The organism is Micromonospora matsumotoense, from assembly GCF_050951065.1.
GTDB classification, from domain to species: Bacteria; Actinomycetota; Actinomycetes; order Mycobacteriales; family Micromonosporaceae; genus Micromonospora; species Micromonospora matsumotoensis.
Genome location: NZ_CP192025.1, coordinates 6,274,943 through 6,289,445, shown reverse-complemented (window position 1 = coordinate 6,289,445; position 14,503 = coordinate 6,274,943). Strand labels below are relative to the sequence as shown.

Sequence of the window (14,503 nt, the reverse complement as noted above, 5' to 3'; positions counted from 1 at the left end):
CGAGGCACCTCAGCGGGACGGACGGGATCAGCCTGCGGTGCCGGTGGACGTCCGTGCGGGGGTGGGACTCTTCCCGACCGGTGGGGTGGCCGACAGGTTCGCGGTGCACGACGGTGAGGCGTTGGTCTGCTCCGCGACGATCCGGTCGTTGATCAGGACGGTGCAGTGCACCATCGGTGCGCCGTTGACGTACGCCAGCGATTCGGTCCCCGGCCGGGCCTCCGGTGCCGCCGACACCCACACCTGCGCGACGTCGGGGTAGCTGAGGGTCAGCGAGTGGGCCCAGGCCCAGGTCGGGCTCTTGGCCTGCTGATTCGCCAGCGCACTGTGCCCCCAGGAGACCGAGAGCCCGAAGAACCCTCCCCCGCCGCCGACCACCTCGACGGAGAACGTGACGACCTGCGCCACCGGCGTCGGCGTCGGCTCCGGCGCGGACGTGTCGGAGGAACAACCGGCCAGGGCCGCCACCAGGACGGCGATCGCGAGGACACGTCGCATGGAGCCTCCTCAGGGGACGTCGGCGGACGGCAACCGGCCCGTAGCGTAGCGTGCGGCGCTGCGGGGTCCCGCCCGTCGGCGGGGCATCGCTAGGCTCAGGTCGGCACCGGGCAGGGAGGAGACCCGTCGTGGACGAGTCGTGGCAGCCGGCCAACGACACCGAACGGGCACTGCTGCGTGCCGCGCGCGCCGACGACCGCCCGGAGTTCTTCCGGATCCTCACCCGGGCGGAGCTGTTCCTGCCGCAACTGCGCGACGACGACACCGATGACGGCAGTCAACGCTTCGTCACGATGGACCTCTTCGGACAGCCGTTCCTGCCGGTCTTCACCTCGCTGGAGGCGATGGTGCCGCAGGTCGCCGGGGTGGCCGACGCCTACACCGTGACCGGGTACGACGAGCTGTGTGCGCGGTGGCCGGTGGCCGGCTGGCGGCTGGCGGTCAACCCGGGCACCCCACTGGACGCGTACCTGCCGGTGGAGGCGGTGCGGTTGGCGGCGGACGGCACACTGGCCGTACCCGCCGGGGCGGAGTTGCTCACCGAGTTGGCCGAGGCGGCGGCTGACGACGAGATCGCCGCCGCGGCGGCCACCGGGCCTGCCGACCCGGCCGCAGGGCCCGCCGACCCGACCGACGGGTTCGCCGCTGCGCTGGCCCGAGCCGCTGCGCTGGCCCGGACCGCCGCCCCGGCCGGCGAGCCGGACACCGCCGCGCTGTTGCGGGACGCGGCCGAGCGGGGGGACTCCACCGGATACCTGGACGGGCTGCTCGACGCGCTGGTGGTGCTCCCCACCACCGGCCCGGTGGACGACCCGGCCCGGCTGGTCGACCCGGACTTCCCGTGGCGTGCGGTGGGGACGGGGGAGACCCCGGTGATCGAGGTGTTCACCTCCCCGGAACGCCTCGACCGGGCCTACCCGGACGGCACGCCGCGCCTGCGGGCGACGATGATCTCGCTGCTCATGGTCTGGCCGCCGGGGCACGCCCTGGCCGTCGACCCGGACTCGCCGGCCGGCATCACGCTCCCCGCCGACCAGGTACCGTTCCTCCTGCTCTGGCCCGCCCCCGGCGAGACCGCCCCCGGCGAGACCACCCCCGGAGAAAGCACCCCCGGAGAGACCACCTCCGGCGGGACCGCCCCCGGCGGGACCACGACCGGGAGGGTGGGTTCCGACCGGGAGGCGGACAGCGACCGGTCGGCCGGTGACCGGTGGGGCCGGTGAGCGGGGCAGCGCTGATCCCCGGTGCCCGGCACGCCTTCGGGGTGGTCCACCCGGTCGCGCCGATGCTGCGGGTCCGCTACCGGCAGGGTGTGCCGGTCGACCCGTACGGCTTTCCCGACTGGACGCCGTACGCGCGGGCGGTGGTCGCGCTGCCGCCGCTGCCGCCGGGGATCGGGGTGGATGAAGCCCGGGTGCTGGACGTGCTCACCGCCAACCTGGCCGTGCCCGACCCGACGGACCCGGACGCGTCGGGGCGTACCCCGGCGGGGTGGGTCTGGGCGCATCTGGCGCGGTGCCGGCGGGTCGCGCTGGTGCCGGCGGAGCTGCACGCGGCCCTGCGGCACCTCGGCGGGGTGAGCACCGGCGACGCCGACCCCCGGCGGCGCGGGCTGCCGGTGGACACCACCGCACCGCCGCCGCTGCGGTTCACCGAACGGCTCGCCCCGGCGGTGGTGTCCCGCATCGAGCAGCGGCTCGGCGCCGCGCTGCCGGCCGGCTACCGGGACTTTCTGGCCCGCACCAACGGCGGGTGGCCGGCCTGGCCGGCCGTCCACCCCCGGTTCGGCTTCGTGGTCGACCAGCCGCTGTTCGGGATGGCCCGCGCCGACTGGATGCAGGACCTGTGCCACGCCAACGCCTGGCTCACCGACCGGTTCACCACCGACTGGCTGGCCATCGGGCACGTGCAGGGCGGGCTGCTCGCCGTGCGGGTGGGCGGCGGCGACGAGGGGTCGGTCTGGTACTGGGACGACGACGACCCCCGGGCCCGCGACGACGACACCGCCGCCGACGTCGGTGACCGGCTCCTGCACCGCTGCGCCGACAGCTTCGGCGTCTTCTGGCACGACCTGCGGGCGGTGCCCGGGTCGCTGCGCGACCTGGCGGCGGGCGCGGTGGCCGGTGGCCGGGTCACCCGGGTCGAGGACGAGCGGACCGGGTCGGCGCTGCCGCCCGCCCGCCGGCAGCCGGCACCGTGAGGCCGGGACGGAGGAACACATGACGGGGTACGCGCCGGCGTGGCGACAGCGGGACGACCAGGTCGACCGGTTCGGTGTGGGTGGTCGCCCGGACCGTGCCGGGCCTGCCGCAGCGGCACCGACGATCGACGCGACCGGGCCGGACCGCCGCCGGATGACGGCGGGCGGCCGGACCAGGCCGGGTCGGCGTGCTGCGGCGGGCGGGCTCGTCGTCGGGCTCGTCGCCACCGCCCTGGTCTGCCCGGCGGTGCCCGCATCGGCGGCACCCGACTGCGCGCCGGCAGGTGGGCAGGTCAGCACGCCGTCCTGGGCCCAGCAGGTGCTCGCCCCGGAGCAGGTGTGGCCGTTCAGCCAGGGCGCCGGGGTCACCGTCGCGGTGCTCGGCTCCGGCGTGGACGGTCGCCATCCGCAGTTGCGGGGCCGGGTCGAGACCGGCTTCGACGCGGTCCGGGGCAGCGGCCCGGCCGACACCGACTGCACCGGTCAGGGCACCCGGGTGGCCGGGCTGATCGTCGCCCGGCAGACCGGCCCGTCCCCGTTCGCGGGGCTCGCGCCGAGCGCCCGGGTGCTGCCCGTGCGGGTGGTCGACGACCGGACGTTCGGTGACCGTCCGGTCGACCCCGGGGTGCTCGCCCGGGGCATCGACTGGGCGGTCGACCGGGGTGCCCGGGTGGTCGCGGTCACCGTCGCCGCCGACCGGGACACCGCGCCGTTGCGGACCGCGATCCGTCGGGCTGTCGACCGGGGCGTGCTGCTGGTGGCCGCCAGCGGTGACCGGGGTGGTGACGGCAACCCGGTCTCCTACCCGGCCGGCTACCCGGAGGTGCTCGCCGTCGGGGCGATCGGCCCGGACGGGCGGCGCTGGCCGAAGTCGCAGTACGGGCCGTACCTGGACCTGGTCGCGCCGGGCGTCGCCGTCACCACCACCCAGCGTGGCACCGGGCTGGTCGAGGCCGCCGACGGAACCGCCCTGGCGTGCGGCTTCGTCGCCGGTGCGGGCGCGCTCACCCTCGCCAAACGGGCCGGTGCGCCGCGCAGCGAGCTGGTCCGACTGTTGACGGTGACGGCGGTCCCCGGCGCCGACCGCGTCGAGTACGGCCACGGCACGGTCAACCCGTACGGGGCGATCAACGACCAGTTGCTGCCGCAGGCCCGACCGGCTCCGCTGCCCCGGTTCCGGCCGGCCGTCGACCGACCCGACCCGGCGCTGCGGGAGAGCCGGCGGATCGCACTGGCCGGTGCCGTGCTCGCCCTCGGCACCGTCCTGGTGATCTGTGCGGTCGCGCTGACCCTGCCCAGGTTGCGGCGTCGCCGCTGGCGGACCGCCGTGGCACCGGCACCCGCCCGGTCGGTGCAGCCGACCGAACCGGGCCCCCCGGTGCAGCTCTTCGACGATCCGGAGCCCGGCCCCGGGCGGTGAACCACCACCCTGACCGGTCGGCCCCCGCAGGCAGTCAAGGGACGGCCGGCCCGGTCGGGCTGCCCGGGACCGGCGGTCGGCTCGCCCGGGACCGGCGGTCTGCCTGGTCGGGTCCGGGGTCCGGTGCTGGCCGGTCAGTTGCCGGTGGTGATCGTGGCGGGTCGGACCGCGGCCCGGGGGTCCAGGGTCGGACCGGTCGGGATCAACATGGTCAGGCTCGGCGGGACCGCCAACGCCCCGTCCGCCGGGTAGCCGAGCAGACTCAGCGCCTCGGCGGACGGCACCGGGTAGCGGATGCCCAGGTCGGTGACGATGCTGAACGCGCCGGGACTGCCGAGCAGCCTCAGCACGGTGACCCGGCCGGCGGGGGCGGCGATCCGGTCGGCGAGCGGGATGCCGTCCGGGGAGACGGAACCGGTCGGCACGGCCCGGTCCGCGCCGGGCAGGGTGCCGCCCACGGTCAGCTCCGGCGGGGTGCCGGCATCGGTGGTGGCGGCGCAGATCTGCTGGCCCGGCTCCGGGCCGACCAGCTTCGGCGGGGTGGCGGGCGGCTGGCCCCGGTCCGGTGGGCGGGGGAGCCGCTGGCTCTTCGGCAGTGACGTGACGTCGGAGATGGCGACCGGCACCGGTTGCCGCCCCGACTGGCCGGCCTGGATAGCCTGCTGCACGGGGGTGATCGGGGCGATCCCGTCGGCGAGCACCAGGTAGTGCTGCGGACCGGAGGCGGTCTGGGTGACCAGCACGTCGCCGTTGCGCCGGCCGGACACCTCCCGGGACTGGCCGTTCCGGTCGGCGACGGGCAGGGCGGCGAGGTCCACCCCGGCCGGCAGCGCGTTCAGCCAGGCGGTGCCGACGGGAGTCGGGGTGACCGCCCCGAACAGGGCGGGGACGACCACCCGGGAACCCTGCACCAGGTGCCGGCGGCCGTGCCAGACCAGGTAGTTCATGCCCAGCGTGGCGTCCTTGACGAGCAGCCCGTCGTCGCCGACGCCCCGCCCGTCGACCGGCCGGGCGGCCAGCGCCAGGGTCACCGAGTCGACGGTGCGCCCGGTGTCGTCGAGGGCCGGGGTGGAACAGACCGTCCACGGCAGACCGACGCGCCGGTTCGCCGCCGGCAGCGAGGCGGGGGCGTTCGGGATGCCCATCGTCACGCCCCGGGGCACCGTGCCGAGGGTGCTGCCGGAGACTCGTACCACCGGGGTGCCGGGGCGGCCGGCGGCCAGCAGGGCGGAGGTGTAGTTGAGCGTGGGGTGCAGCCGACCGTCGAGATAGACGTAGGTGGCGCCGCTCTCCTTCTCGACCACCACCGAGCCGGGCTTGCGCCAACTGTCCCCGCCGACCTTGGTGAGCAGCCCGTAGATGCCCACCCCGGCGGCGACCAGGACGGCCACCATCAGGCCGCCGAACAGCGCGCCGATGCCCCGGCGCAGCGGTGACTGCTGCGGGTCGGTCTCGCGCATCACGAACGCGGACATCACCCGCTGGGTCATGAACTGGTAGGACTGGAGCTGGTCCCGCCGGGTCGTCATCCTCGCCTCACCCGCCGATCGAGGCGAACATTCCCCGGATCGCCCCGAACAGGCCGATGACCGCGCAGGCCAAGGGAATCAGCGCCATGATGGCGATCACGTCGGCGATGTCGGCGGCCCGGCCCAGATAGGGCGACGGCCGGCGACGGCTGTAGAGCAGGCCGGCGACCAGGGTCAGCGCCGCCGCGGCGACCACGCCGAGCCCGACCAGCATCCGGCCACCGCCCGGCGCGACGGCCAGCAGCGCGGCGACGGCCAGCGCCGACAGCCCCAGCAGGCCGCTGACCAGCAGTGGCACCCGTTGCGCGGCGGTGGGGAACAGCCGCCCGCGCAGCAGCAGCGCGCCGGCACCGCAGAGCGCCAGCAGCACCCCGGCCGGGGTGCGGTCCTCGGTCAGCAGGAACGCGATGGCGAGCGCGCCGCAGACCGCCGCGGACAGCAGCATGCCGGTGAGCAACTCGGTGGCCCGGGCCACGGTCACGAAGACCTTCGCCCGCTCGGGCACCGGCCGGTCCTTCAGGATCTCCTCCGGCCGGTCGGGCAGCTCCGGCACCGGCAGCTTGCCCAGCCAACCGGCGATCAGCGGGTAGCCGGGGAGCAGGCCGATCACGGTGGTCAACGTCGCCGCCGCCGACCCGGCCGGGGAGACCCCGCCGTAGCAGAGCAGCGCGGCGAGCACGCCGGTGAGGCCGGCGGACGACCCGGCCATGAACAGCCGCTGCACCCCGCCCACCGCCGCGTAGCCGACGATGCCGAAGACCAGCAGCGCAGCGGAGCCGAGCAGCAGGCTCGGCGCCCCCAGGTCGACGACCCGCGCGCCGTCCGGGGCGGCCAGCAGCGCGCCGCCGAGCAGGGCGTAGGGCAGGCCGGCGGCGGCCACCACGGCACCGGCGGTGGCGTCGGGCAGGGCCCGCGACAGCACCGGCCCGGCGACCGCCAGCAGCGCCGCGATCCCCAGCGCCAGCAGACCCGGGGTACGCCACGGCGAGCCGACCGCGAGCAACGCGACCAGCCCGAACCCGAGCAGCGCGGCGGTCACCGTCAACCCGGCCCGCCGGGTGGTGTCGTTGCTCCACGATCGACCGGTCCGGCGCGCGCCGCTGGCGATCACCTCGACCACGTCGTCGTACGCCAGCTCGGGCCACTCGTCGCGGCCCGGCGTGAGGTGCAGCAGTTCGCCGTCGCGGACGCCCTGCACGGCGAGGTTGCGGGTGGCTTCGAGCAGGGTGCCGGTGGCCCGTCGGAGCACCCAGCCGCCCTGCTGCTCGCCGACGTCGCCGAGGTCCTCCCCGGCGTGCCGGAGCAGGTGCGGCAGCAACTCCCCGACGAGCATGCCGTTGGGCAACGCCACGTCCATCCGCCGCTGGGGAGCGGCGATCGTCACCCTGGCCAGACTGAGACCGCCCGGGGCCGTCACGCTGGTCACCTCCCCGTGTGCCATGCGTCCGCGCGGTCGCCTCCTGGGCCCTCCGCGGCGGTCAAGGTAGCACGGTCGCGCCGCCTGTCGGGTGGCCGTCCGGCGGCGCAAGGCGGTCCCTGCCAGGGGTGACCGGTCGATAGAGTGGGCCGCCGGAGACCTATGTGGTGGGAGGTACGGGGGAGATGTCGTCGTTGGTGGTCGTCAAGCGTCCACCCCGCCGGCCGGCGCCCTCGCTGCCGACCGGGGAGGTGATCCTCGATCCGCCGCCGGAGGTGCCGGCGGCGGGCGGCCGGGGCTGGACCCGGATGCTGATGATCCTGCCGATGGCGGCCGGTGCCGCCGCGATGGGCCTGATGATGGGCATGCAGCGCGGCGGGGTGATGACCTATGTGGTCGGTGGCATGTACGGGGTCTCCATCCTCGGCATGATCGCGGTGATGGTGGTCAACCAGTCCGGGCCGGGCAAGCGCGAGATGATCGAGTCGCGCCGGCAGTACCTGCGCCGCCTCGCCCAGTTACGGGCCCAGGTCCGCAACACGGTCCGCCAGCAGCGGGAGGCCATCCACTACCGACACCCCGACCCGGACTCGCTGTGGTCCACGGTGACCAGTGGCCGGCTCTGGGAGCGCCGCCGGGGCGACGCCGACTTCAGCGTGGTGCGGATCGGGCTCGGCCCGCAGGAGGTCGCCACCCCGCTGATCCCGCCGCAGACCCGACCGGTGGACGAGCTGGAGCCGCTCTGCGCGCTGGCGCTGCGCCGGTTCGTCGCCACCTACTCGGTGGTGCCCGACCTGCCGGTGGCGATCGCGCTGCGCGACTTCTCCCACGTCCACCTGCGCGGCGCCGACGACGCCGTACGGGGGCTGGTCCGCGCGGTGGTGGCCCAGTTGACCACCTTCCACGCCCCCGACGACCTGCTGGTCGCGCTCTGCGTCGACCCCGACCGCCGGGCCGGGTGGGAGTGGGTGAAGTGGCTGCCGCACGCCCAGCACCCGACCAAACTGGACGCGGTCGGGCCGATCCGGCTCTTCGCCCCGACCGTGGTGGCCCTGGAGGCGATGCTCGTCGACGTGCTCGCCAACCGGCCGCGCTTCGACCCTACGGCGACGGCGACGGTCGCGCCGTACGTGCTGGTGGTGATCGACGGCGGGCAGGTCGCCGGCTCCGACCACCTGATGACCGAGGGCGGGGTCGCCGGGGTGACCCTGCTGGATCTCACCGGTCGCCCCCCGCGCCTGCTCGACGAGAGTTCGGTGGTGCTCGACGTCGCCGAGGACGGCACCATCTCGGGCACCACGATGGACGGCACCACCCGGGTCGGCCGGGCCGACACGCTCGACCCGGCACGGGCCGAGGTGCTGGCCCGGGAGCTGTCGCCGCTGCGGCTGTCCGCCGCGTCGTACGCCGACCAGCCGGCCGTCGCCACCGATCTGGGGCTGGCCGACCTGCTCGGCCTCGGTGACCCGTACGAGCTGGACCTGACCGACGCCTGGGGCAGCCGGCCCAACCGCAGCCGGCTGCGGGTGCCGATCGGGGTCAACGAGAACGGCCGGCCGATCGAGCTGGACCTCAAGGAGTCCGCCCAGGAGGGGATGGGCCCGCACGGGCTGCTCGTCGGTGCCACCGGCTCCGGCAAGAGCGAGCTGCTGCGCACGCTGGTGCTGGCGCTGACCGTCACGCACAGCCCGGAGATCCTCAACCTGGTGCTGGTCGACTTCAAGGGCGGCGCCACCTTCGCCGCGCTGGACCGGTTGCCGCACACCAGCGCCGTGATCACCAACCTGGCCGACGAGCTGTTCCTGGTGGACCGGATGCTCGGCGCGATCCAGGGCGAGATCACCCGCCGGCAGGAGCTGCTGCGCCGCGCCGGCAACTACGCCTCACAGCGCGACTACGAGCGGGCCCGCGCGGCCGGGGTGCCGCTGGCCCCGCTGCCCAGCCTGCTGATCGTGGTGGACGAGTTCAGCGAGCTGCTCAGCGCCCGGCCGGACTTCATCGACATGTTCGTGCAGATCGGCCGGGTGGGCCGGTCACTGGGCATGCACCTGCTGCTGGCCTCGCAGCGGCTGGAGGAGGGGCGGCTGCGTGGCCTGGAGACACACCTGTCCTACCGGCTGGGGCTGCGGACGTTCTCCTCGATGGAGTCGCGCGCGGTCCTCGGGGTGGCCGACGCCTACGAGTTGCCCCGCTCGCCGGGGCACGGCTACCTCAAGGCAGGCACCGAGGGCCTGATCCGGTTCAAGGCCGCGTACGTCTCGGGGGCGGTCCGGCAGCACGGCGGGGTGCCCACCGTCGGCGGCCGGCTGATCGACCCGGTACGCGACTACACCACCGACTACGTCCCGCTGGCCACCGACGACGCACCGGACGAGTCGACACCGGCTCCGGTGGACGAGCACGTCGGGGAGAGCCTGCTCGACGTGCTGGTGGCCCGGATGGAGGGGCGTGGGCCGGCGGCCCACCAGGTCTGGCTGCCGCCGCTGGAGGAGCCGCCGACGCTCGACGCGTTGCTGCCGCCGGTGCTGGTGTCCCCGCAGCGCGGCCTGACGATCGCCGCCGAGGACCGGCACGGCGCGCTGCACGGGGTGGCCGGCATCGTGGACAAGCCGTTGGAGCAGCGCCGCGACCCGCTCTGGCTGGACCTGGCCGGGGCGGCCGGCAACGTGATGGTGGTGGGCGCACCGCAGACCGGCAAGAGCAACCTGCTGCGCACCCTGGTCACCAGCCTGGCGCTGGGCAACACCCCGCGCGAGGCGCAGTTCTACTGCCTGGACTTCGGTGGCGGCACCCTGGCCGCGCTCGGTGGCCTGCCGCACGTCGGCGGGGTGGCCAGCCGGCGGGAGGTGGACAAGGTCCGGCGTACCGTCGCCGAGCTGCACGGGTTGATGCAGGCCCGGGACGCGTTGTTCAGCACGCACGCGGTGGAGGGTGTGGCGGCCTACCGGCGGGCCCGCCGGGACGGGCGGTTCCGGGAGGACCCGTTCGGTGACGTGTTCCTGGTGGTGGACGGTTGGGCGGCGCTGCGGGCCGAGTTCGAGGACCTGGAGCCCCTGGTCACCGAGCTGGCCAACCGGGGCCTGGGGTACGGCATCCACATCCTGGCCACGACCAACCGGTGGATGGACGTCCGGCCGGCGGTGCGGGACATGTTCGGCGCGAAGGTGGAGCTGCGCCTCGGCGAGCCGGCCGACTCGGTGATCAACCGGCGGGCCGCGGTGAACGTGCCCGAGCAGCACGGCCACGGGTTGACCCCGGACGGCCTGCACTTCCTCGCCGGCCTGCCCCGGCTGGACGGCCGGCCGGTGGTGGACGACCTGCCGGACGCGTTGGCCGACCTGGTCACGCGGGTGCAGCAGCACTGGACGTCGGCGGGTGCCCCGGCGGTCCGGCTGCTCCCCGCCGAGCTGCCCTACGAGGCGCTGCCCGCCGCGCAGGGTGGGCTGATCCCGATCGGCATCGCCGAGACCGACCTCCAGCCGGTACGCCTCGACTTCACCGCCGAGCCGCACCTGCTGCTCTTCGGGGACATCGAGTGCGGCAAGAGCACCTTCCTGCGTGGGCTGGCCCGCAGCATCGTCGAGGGCAACGACCCGGCGCAGGCCCGGATCATCCTGGTCGACTTCCGGCGCAGCCTGCTCGGCGCGGTGGAGTCCGAGCACCTGATCGGCTACGGCACCTCCCCGCAGGTCACCGCCGAACTGGTCACCCAGGTGGCGACGGTGATGAAGGAGCGGCTGCCCGGCCGGGACGTGACGGCCGAGCAGTTGCGCGACCGCAGTTGGTGGAAGGGCCCGGAGCTGTACCTGCTGGTGGACGACTACGACCTGGTGGCCGGGGCGGCGGTCAACCCGTTGGCGTCGCTGCTGGAGTTCCTGCCGCAGGCCCGCGACATCGGCCTGCACCTGGTGCTGACCCGGCGCATCGGTGGTGCCGGGCGGGCCATGTTCGACCCGGTGATCGGGCGGATCAGGGAGCTGGCCTCCCCGGGCATCATGATGTCCGGCCCGCGCGAGGAGGGCGCGCTGTTCGGCACCATCAAGCCGCAGCGGCTGCCCGCCGGCCGGGGCTGGCTCTTCACCCGCCGCCACGGCGCCCAACTCGTCCAACTCCCCCAGGTGCCACCCCACTGATTGCTACCACGGCAGTTGGCCTGCCTGGGGCGCGTCGAGGTTCATGATCGACTCAGTGGGGCCGATATGGCGGTGTCCGCGCCGCTCCGTTACCGCTACCTCGCCGCAATGGTTAGCCGTTCCACCGCCAACGGCCCCCGAGTCGGGCAGATGTCGACCCGGACCGGCCTGCCACCGCCCGGCAGGCGGCTGGCGACCACGTTTCCCCTGTCGTCCACCTGGTAGCCCCGCAGCCAGAGCCAGCCGTCACAGGTGTGCAGCTCGGTCAGCACCTTGATCACTTTGACGGCCACCGGCCGGATGAACTGCACGGATGCCGTCGTGCCGTCGACGGTCAATCGGGATGAACCGGCCGCCTGTCGAAGGCGTATCGCCGCGAGCGCCGGTCGGGGCGTTCTAGGCTGCGAGATGTGACGGCGGCGTGCCCAGGTCGACCCGGCACACCACTCGGCAGTCCCCTCACCTCATGATTCACCTCCGCGCGGCGTGAACTCAGGCAGAGAGGAAGCACCCATGGCGGTCAGGACCAGGACGCGACCCGGCACCACGGAGATCCGGCCGTTCTCGGTGGACATCCCCGAGGCGGACCTCGACGACCTGCGCCGACGTATCGGGGCGACCCGGTGGCCGGAGAAGGAGACCGTCGACGACCAGTCGCAGGGCGTTCCGCTGGCCACGATCCAGGCCGTCGCCCGCTACTGGGAGCGGGATTACGACTGGCGCAGGGTCGAGGCGCGGCTGAACACCCTGCCGCAGTTCGTGACGACCATTGACGGGGTGGACATCCACTTCATCCACGTCCGGTCGACGCACGAGGACGCGCTGCCGCTCATCGTCACGCACGGCTGGCCCGGATCGGTGATCGAACAGCTGAAGATCATCGAGCCGTTGACCGATCCCACGGCGCACGGCGCGAGCGCGTCGGACGCGTTCCACCTGGTGATCCCGTCGCTGCCGGGGCACGGCTTCTCGGGCAAGCCGACCGGGTCGGGCTGGAACCCGGAGAAGATCGCCACCGCCTGGACCGAGCTGATGACGCGCCTCGGCTACCAGCGGTTCGTGGCGCAGGGCGGCGACTGGGGTGCGGTCGTCGTGGACCAGATGGGTGTGCAGGCACCGCCTGAGCTGCTCGGCATCCACACCAACATGCCGGGCGCGGTGCCCCCCGAGATCGACAAGCTGTTCCAGGGCGACACGACCGGGGCGAACGACGCCCTGGGCTCGCTGCCGTCGGGCCTGTCCGACGACGAGATGCGCGCGGCCACCGAGCTGGACTACGTCTGGAAGCACGTCGCGTACGCCCTGATGATGGCGACCCGACCGCAGACGCTGACCGGCCTGGCGGATTCCCCGGTCGGCCTGGCGTCCTTCCTGCTCGACCACGACGCGCGCAGCCTGGAGCTGATCTCGCGGGTGTTCCAGGGTGCCACCGAGGGCCTCACCCGCGACGACGTGCTGGACAACATCTCGCTCTACTGGCTGACGAACACGGCGATCTCCGCCGCCCGGCTGTACGCGGAGAACAAGCTGTCCTTCTTCGCCGCCAAGGGGGTGTCCGTGCCCGTCGCGGTGAGCGTCTTTCCCGACGAGCTCTACGAGGCCCCGCAGAGCTGGGCCGAGCAGGCGTACCCCCACCTGATCTACTTCCATAAGCTCGACCAGGGTGGGCACTTCGCGGCCTGGGAACAGCCGATGGTGTTCGCCGATGAGTTGCGCGCCGCCTTCCGGTCGCTGCGCTAGTGCGGCGGCGACCGGGGCCGCCCGGGGCGGCCGGGCGACCCGCCGTGGGCGTCATCCGGGTTACGCTGCGATGGTGAACCGGCGTGACCAGTACCGGGTCGAGTTGCGGGGGTCCGATCCCGCGCGTTGGCCGGCCTTCCTGCGGGAGCACTCGGGGCTGCCGGGGCCACGGGCCAACCTTGAGCTGGCCCAGGCCGTCGCCGACGAGGGCGAGCCCGCCTCGTTCGATCGGCTGATCGCCACCGACGACGAGTATCTGGTGTTCTGCGGGGTGCTCGGTCTCGGCCGACTGCTGGCCGCAGGCGCGCGGACCCGGGCAGGCATCGAGGCACGCCTGCACGACCACGCAACCGACGCCCGCTGGCGGGTACGCGAGGCGGTGGCCCTGGCGTTGCAGCGTCTCGGCGACGCCGACCTGCCGCGTCTGCTCGACCTCGGCACGGCCTGGGTCGGGGACCCGCACCCGCTGGTCCGGCGGGCAGCCGTCGCGGCGGTGTGCGAACCGCGCCTGCTGGCCGTCCCGGAGGCCGCCGCCCGCGCCGTCGCACTGTGCGAACGGGCGACGGCGGGGCTGGCCGCCCTGCCGGCCGGCCGGCGTCGCGACGACGACGTCCGGGCGTTGCGTCAGGCGCTGGGCTACTGCTGGAGTGTCGCGGTGGCGGCCGATCCGACTGCCGGCCTGCCGCCGTTCCGGGCGCTGGCCGCCGCCGACGACAGCGACGTGGCCTGGATCGTCCGCGAGAACAGCCGGAAGAAGCGCCTGGCCGGCCTGCTCGTCAGCGGCGGGGTGCGCCCAGCAGGTGCTGCTCGACCGACGTCTGGCTGATCCACAGGTGCCGGTCCGTGCCGCCACCGACCAGGGTGAGCATGTCGTCGGCCATCACCTGCAGGAACCGGGCGCTGTCCGGAGGCAGCCGCAGCGCCTGCGCCGCCGCCACCGACTCGTCGGCGGAGAGCCGTTGCAGCACGCAGAGGTCGCTGTCGCGCAGGGCGGGCGCGGTGCCGGGGTCGAGCCGCCGCAGCACGGTCAGCTCGGTCTGCCACGCCCCGAGGGCCGCCGCCCCGACCGTGGCCGGGTCGTGAAGCGTCGATCCGGGCGTGGTCGATCCGGGTACGGCCGGGCGGGTCGCGCCGGGTGGTAGGTCGCGCACGATCAGGGTGGGCTGCTGCGCGGTCCCGGTGGCGGGCACCGGGCGGCCGTCGGCGCGTACCTCGACCTGGTCGGCAGCCCGGCCGAGCGCCGCCGGACCGAACCCGGCCCAGGTGGCGGGATCGGCGGTGAGCACGACGATCCGGGCCCCCAGGGCCAGCGCCCGGAAGGCGACGAGCTGACCCGCCCACACCCCGCCGACCAGGGTGACCCGGGTCGGCTCGGGGCGGAACAGCCGGATCGTGACCGCCGCCCGGCGGCGGTCCGCACCGAGCACCAGACCGGCCGGGAGCGGGGTGGGACTGAGCCGGGCGAGGGCCGCCGGGGAGACCGCGTGGGTGCCGATCCGCAGCCGGGGCAGCCGACCGGACGGCCCGCCACGACCGGGCGCGGCCTCGCCCCCGGGGCTGCGGGCC

At 74.6% G+C, this 14,503-nt stretch carries 11 protein-coding genes; 6 read left to right on the top strand and 5 right to left on the bottom strand.

The window, feature by feature from the left end; all coding sequences use genetic code 11:
* Positions 1 to 27: 27 nt before the first annotated feature.
* A complete protein-coding gene (locus tag ACQP1S_RS26740) occupies positions 28 to 498 on the bottom strand; it encodes a lipoprotein (RefSeq protein WP_432900366.1) in 471 nt (156 codons plus the stop codon).
* 128 nt (positions 499 to 626) lie between these two features.
* Between ACQP1S_RS26740 and ACQP1S_RS26735 the strand changes: the two genes are divergently transcribed.
* The 3 genes from ACQP1S_RS26735 to ACQP1S_RS26725 are packed head-to-tail and all read left to right on the top strand — an operon-like array spanning position 627 to position 4,118.
* Positions 627 to 1,721: an SseB family protein gene (locus tag ACQP1S_RS26735; RefSeq protein ID WP_432900364.1), complete on the top strand. Its 1,095-nt coding sequence runs from the start codon at positions 627 to 629 to the stop codon at positions 1,719 to 1,721.
* Positions 1,718 to 2,698: an SMI1/KNR4 family protein gene (locus tag ACQP1S_RS26730; RefSeq protein WP_432900362.1), complete on the top strand. Its 981-nt coding sequence runs from the start codon at positions 1,718 to 1,720 to the stop codon at positions 2,696 to 2,698. Before ACQP1S_RS26735 ends, ACQP1S_RS26730 begins: the two co-directional genes overlap by 4 nt.
* Positions 2,699 to 2,717: 19 nt before the next feature.
* On the top strand, positions 2,718 to 4,118 hold the full coding sequence (locus ACQP1S_RS26725; protein WP_432900360.1) for a S8 family serine peptidase: 1,401 nt from the start codon (positions 2,718 to 2,720) through the stop codon (positions 4,116 to 4,118).
* 134 nt (positions 4,119 to 4,252) lie between these two features.
* On the opposite strand, the gene eccB is transcribed toward ACQP1S_RS26725, so the two are convergent.
* Positions 4,253 to 5,647 (bottom strand): type VII secretion protein EccB, encoded by a 1,395-nt coding sequence (gene eccB, locus ACQP1S_RS26720; RefSeq protein ID WP_432900358.1) that lies wholly within the window; start codon positions 5,645 to 5,647, stop codon positions 4,253 to 4,255.
* 7 nt (positions 5,648 to 5,654) lie between these two features.
* Complete coding sequence (gene eccD / locus ACQP1S_RS26715; protein ID WP_432900356.1) at positions 5,655 to 7,064, bottom strand: type VII secretion integral membrane protein EccD; 1,410 nt, start codon at positions 7,062 to 7,064, stop codon at positions 5,655 to 5,657.
* A 185-nt stretch (positions 7,065 to 7,249) separates the two neighbouring features.
* Between eccD and eccCa the strand changes: the two genes are divergently transcribed.
* Positions 7,250 to 11,197, top strand: a complete 3,948-nt coding sequence (eccCa, locus tag ACQP1S_RS26710) for a type VII secretion protein EccCa (protein WP_432908360.1) — start codon at positions 7,250 to 7,252, stop codon at positions 11,195 to 11,197.
* Positions 11,198 to 11,292: 95 nt separating this feature from the next.
* On the opposite strand, the gene ACQP1S_RS26705 is transcribed toward eccCa, so the two are convergent.
* The gene (locus tag ACQP1S_RS26705) at positions 11,293 to 11,508 is read right to left on the bottom strand and encodes a hypothetical protein (RefSeq protein ID WP_432900354.1); all 216 of its coding nucleotides are present in this window, start codon (positions 11,506 to 11,508) and stop codon (positions 11,293 to 11,295) included.
* A 202-nt stretch (positions 11,509 to 11,710) separates the two neighbouring features.
* Here ACQP1S_RS26705 and ACQP1S_RS26700 point away from each other — a divergent pair, with 202 nt between their 5' ends.
* Together ACQP1S_RS26700 and ACQP1S_RS26695 are read left to right on the top strand one after the other, a co-directional pair.
* Positions 11,711 to 12,937, top strand: coding sequence for an epoxide hydrolase family protein (locus ACQP1S_RS26700; RefSeq protein ID WP_432900352.1), 1,227 nt, complete (start codon positions 11,711 to 11,713; stop codon positions 12,935 to 12,937).
* Between the two features lie 70 nt (positions 12,938 to 13,007).
* On the top strand, positions 13,008 to 13,763 hold the full coding sequence (locus tag ACQP1S_RS26695; protein WP_432900350.1) for a hypothetical protein: 756 nt from the start codon (positions 13,008 to 13,010) through the stop codon (positions 13,761 to 13,763).
* On the opposite strand, the gene ACQP1S_RS26690 is transcribed toward ACQP1S_RS26695, so the two are convergent.
* Positions 13,714 to 14,364, bottom strand: a complete 651-nt coding sequence (locus ACQP1S_RS26690; protein WP_432900348.1) for a hypothetical protein — start codon at positions 14,362 to 14,364, stop codon at positions 13,714 to 13,716. The genes ACQP1S_RS26695 and ACQP1S_RS26690 overlap by 50 nt on opposite strands.
* Between the last annotated feature and the right edge of the window lie 139 nt (positions 14,365 to 14,503).

Bases quoted from the DNA above. Each gene is read 5' to 3' on its own strand.
- ACQP1S_RS26740 (WP_432900366.1), bottom strand. From the start codon at position 498: ATGCGACGTGTCCTCGCGATCGCCGTCCTGGTGGCGGCCCTGGCCGGT.
- ACQP1S_RS26725 (WP_432900360.1), top strand. From the start codon at position 2,718: ATGACGGGGTACGCGCCGGCGTGGCGACAGCGGGACGACCAGGTCGAC.
- eccB (WP_432900358.1), bottom strand. From the start codon at position 5,647: ATGACGACCCGGCGGGACCAGCTCCAGTCCTACCAGTTCATGACCCAG.
- eccCa (WP_432908360.1), top strand. From the start codon at position 7,250: ATGTCGTCGTTGGTGGTCGTCAAGCGTCCACCCCGCCGGCCGGCGCCC.
- ACQP1S_RS26700 (WP_432900352.1), top strand. From the start codon at position 11,711: ATGGCGGTCAGGACCAGGACGCGACCCGGCACCACGGAGATCCGGCCG.
- ACQP1S_RS26695 (WP_432900350.1), top strand. From the start codon at position 13,008: ATGGTGAACCGGCGTGACCAGTACCGGGTCGAGTTGCGGGGGTCCGAT.